Raw genomic sequence first — 1,332 nt, 5'->3', positions numbered from 1 at the left:
TGTCCAGCCGATAGATGGGTAACAGATTGAACCGGATAGATGGGTTACAGTTCTCCCCCTTGTAGACCAGTGTCCGCCCCTGCGCCGGCTGGTCGGGGTTGCAGGGCGCTGGGGCGGACAAGCCGCTTGGTCTTCTTGTCGATGATGCCGAGCGGATGGGCATGGAAGCGTAGCGTCCAGATGCCCGCTTCACTCTCCTCGATCGCCACGACCTCGCCGGCCAGCGCTGCTGCGACATAGACGAGGTCACCGTTCCATTTGATCTCGCCATTGGAGCGCACCCGGCGCACCGCCGCCTCGGCCGGATAGTCCGGTTCAGGCAGGCGGTCGGGCAGGCGCCGCAGTGATGGTCGGTAATGATCAGCAGGCACGTCCATAGCGAGCGCCTCGTGTGGACGCTCGGCGTTGTAATTCTGGCGAAATGCGTCAAAGACCGCCTGCTGCGCGGCATGGTCGACCTCCGGCGCCATGGCCAGCGGCAGCATCGTCAGATGGAAGCGTTCGTGGCGGCCGTTCTGCTGCGGTTTGCCCGGCTGGATGCGCTCCAGGCCGATGCCGAGCTTGATGAACCGTACAGCAAGCGTCGTCAGCCCGGTGACGCCGATCGCCGCGAAGGGCGAACCGTTGTCGCTGCGAAAGCGCTCCGGCAGTCCGTGCTCGGCAAACAGCCGCTCGAACACCGGCCAGGCCTCTACCTCGGCCGGCGTCGCGCAGGCTTCCAGCGCCAGCAGAAAGCGGCTCGCCGTATCCATCACCGTCAGTGGCTCGCAGCGCCGCCCATCGCGGGTCCTGAACCAGCCCTTGTAATCGGCGCTCCACACCGCATTGGGCCCGTTGGCCGGCGCGAACGGGCCGCAACCAGCCGCCCGCCAGCGATGCCGCCGGCGCCCGACCAGCCCGTGTCGCTTCAGGATCTCGCCTATCGTCGAGGCCGCCGGCCAGCAAAGCTGCGGCGCCGACCGCTTCAGCCGCGCCAGCACCTTCTTCGGCCCCCACTGCGGATTCGCCTCCTTCTCCGCCACGATCCGCGCCACCAGCTCCGCCGCCGTTGCCCGCCCGTGCTCAAGCGGCGCCCGCGGCAGGTCGATAAGCCCCGCAGGGCCGAGCGCCCGATACCGCTCCAACCATTTGTAGCCCGTCTTGCGCGATATCCCGTAGGCCGCACACAGCGCCGTCATCGTCTCCTCGCCCGCAAGACATTCCCCAACAAAGCGCAGCCGCTCGTCCATGATGCCAGTCTCTCTCCAAACCATCGCCGGGCCCTCCCGGCTGCTAGAGAACTGTCACCTATGTAAACGGTCCGTTCTGTTACCTATCTATCCGGGTCGGACA

At 66.5% G+C, this 1,332-nt stretch carries 1 protein-coding gene; it reads right to left on the bottom strand.

What is annotated here, in order from left to right:
- Nucleotides 1-44 precede the first annotated feature (44 nt).
- Complete coding sequence (locus tag ACM5SV_RS36565; RefSeq protein ID WP_012757661.1) at nucleotides 45-1,253, bottom strand: helix-turn-helix domain-containing protein; 1,209 nt, start codon at nucleotides 1,251-1,253, stop codon at nucleotides 45-47.
- Between the last annotated feature and the right edge of the window lie 79 nt (nucleotides 1,254-1,332).

The sequence above is a fragment of the Rhizobium sp. CRRU65 genome (genome assembly GCF_048551595.1).
In the GTDB taxonomy this organism is placed as follows: domain Bacteria; phylum Pseudomonadota; class Alphaproteobacteria; order Rhizobiales; family Rhizobiaceae; genus Rhizobium; species Rhizobium leguminosarum_J.
This window is presented reverse-complemented; position numbering and strand designations above follow the sequence as displayed.